At 70.4% G+C, this 1,966-nt stretch carries 3 protein-coding genes; all 3 read left to right on the plus strand.

Features of this window, described 5'->3' with window-relative positions; all coding sequences use genetic code 11:
- Window positions 1-946, plus strand: a 946-nt coding sequence (gene rhaS / locus D471_RS0124220) for a rhamnose ABC transporter substrate-binding protein (protein WP_017601006.1), incomplete at its 5' end; no start/stop codon positions are given.
- 156 nt (window positions 947-1,102) lie between these two features.
- On the plus strand, window positions 1,103-1,420 hold the full coding sequence (locus D471_RS0124225) for an L-rhamnose mutarotase (protein ID WP_017601007.1): 318 nt from the start codon (window positions 1,103-1,105) through the stop codon (window positions 1,418-1,420).
- Between the two features lie 38 nt (window positions 1,421-1,458).
- On the plus strand, window positions 1,459-1,966 hold a 508-nt coding region (locus tag D471_RS0124230; protein ID WP_026128029.1), incomplete at its 3' end, for a BNR-4 repeat-containing protein.

The raw sequence follows: 1,966 nt of genomic DNA on the forward strand, positions 1-1,966 counted from the left end.
GACCGGCACCGCCGACCCCGACGCGGAGATCCCCGAGGGCCTGAAGATCGACTTCCTGCCCAAGCAGCTGAACAACCCCTACTCCGACATCGTCAACGCGGGCGGGGCCCAGGCCGTGGAGGAACTGGCCGGGGAGTACACCGAGCGCGGCGGTACCGAGCCCACCGCCGACTCCCAGGTCGAGTACATCAACGCCGCCAGCCAGGCGGCCAGCGACGTCATCGTCATCGCCGCCAACGACCCCGACGCGGTCTGCCCGGCGCTGAACGAGGCCCGCGACAACGGCGCCGCCATCATCGGCTACGACTCCAACGCCAACTGCACCGACGTGTTCGTGACCCAGTCCACCGACGAGCTCATCGCCCGCGCGCTGGTCGAGATGATCTCCGGGCAGATCGGCGGCGAGGGCACCTTCGCCATCCTGTCGGCCACCCCCAACGCCACCAACCAGAACACCTGGATCGCGGCGATGGAGGAGATCCTGCAGGAGGACGAGTACGCCGACCTGGAGCTGGTCGACACCGTCTACGGCAACGACGACGACCTGCAGTCCTTCCAGGAGATGCAGGGCCTGATGCAGTCCTATCCGGACCTGGACGGCGTCGTGTCGCCGACCACGGTCGGCATCGCCGCGGCGGCCCGTTACGTCAGCGACTCCGAGTACAAGGGCGAGGTCGCCATCACCGGTCTGGGCACCCCCAACCAGATGCGTGAGTTCGTCCACGACGGGACCGTCGAGGAGTTCGCCCTGTGGAACCCGCACGAGCTGGGCTACCTGGCGGGCTACACCGGGGCCGCGCTGAAGGCCGGACAGATCACCGGCGCCGAGGGGGAGACCTTCACCGCCGGTGAGCTCGGCGAGTACACCATCGGCGAGGACGGCGAGGTCGTGCTCGGCCCGCCGACGGTCTTCAACGAGGACAACGTCGACGACTTCGACTTCTAGCCCACCCGTCGCCCGCCATCGCCCAGGGGCGCCGCGCGCGCGTGGGGGCCACCGCCCTCAACGGACTCCCGCGGGTGCTGTGACCCCTCTCCCAGGGGGCGGACCGGACCCCTCCCTCCGGACCGCCCCCGTCCCCCTCTTCACGAAAGGAACGCCGTGCAGCGCGTCTGCTTCGTGCTCAAGGTCCGCCAGGAGCGGCTGGAGGAGTACAAGGAACGGCACGCCGCCGTGTGGCCCCAGATGCGCGACGCGCTCAGCGCCACCGGCTGGCACAACTACTCCCTCTTCTGCACCGACGAGGGCACGGTCGTCGGCTACCTGGAGACCGAGGACTTCGAGGCGGCCCGCGCCGCCATGGCCCGCACCGACGTCAACGACCGCTGGCAGGCCGAGATGGCGCCGTTCTTCGAGGACCTGCCCGGCCGACCCGACGAGGGCATGCTCCCGCTCACCGAGATCTTCCACCTGCCCTGACCACCGCCCCGACACCCCCCTGGCAGAAAGGCCCCCCGATGCCCCCTCGTACCCCCTCCGGGCGCCGCGTCCTGAACACGGCCCTGGCCCTGGCGCTGGCCGTTCCGCTCGGGGTCGCCCCGGCGATCCCGGCGGCCGCCGCCGACGCGCCCTCGGCCACACCCCTGGGCCAGCGGACCCTGGACGAGCAGGCCCTGTACTTCGTCTCCTACGACGGACTGGTCAACAACGGCTCCTACCAGCAGTCCGGCATCATCACCCACGGCGACCACCAGTACGCCGCCTGGTACACCGAGTCCCGTCACGCCGTCGTGGCCCGACGCTACCTCGACGGCGGTGACTGGCACACCGTCCAGCTGCCGCACCGGCTCACGGTGGACGACTCCCACAACAGCATCTCCCTGGGCGTCTCGACCGAGGACGGCCGACTGCACGTGGCCATGGACACCCACAACACCCCGGTGTACTACACGCGTTCGGCGGCGGGACTGCTCACCGACGACGCCCCCTGGACCGTCGACTCCTTCGAGCCGGTCGGCCGGGACC

The organism is Nocardiopsis lucentensis DSM 44048, assembly GCF_000341125.1.
In the GTDB taxonomy this organism is placed as follows: domain Bacteria; phylum Actinomycetota; class Actinomycetes; order Streptosporangiales; family Streptosporangiaceae; genus Nocardiopsis; species Nocardiopsis lucentensis.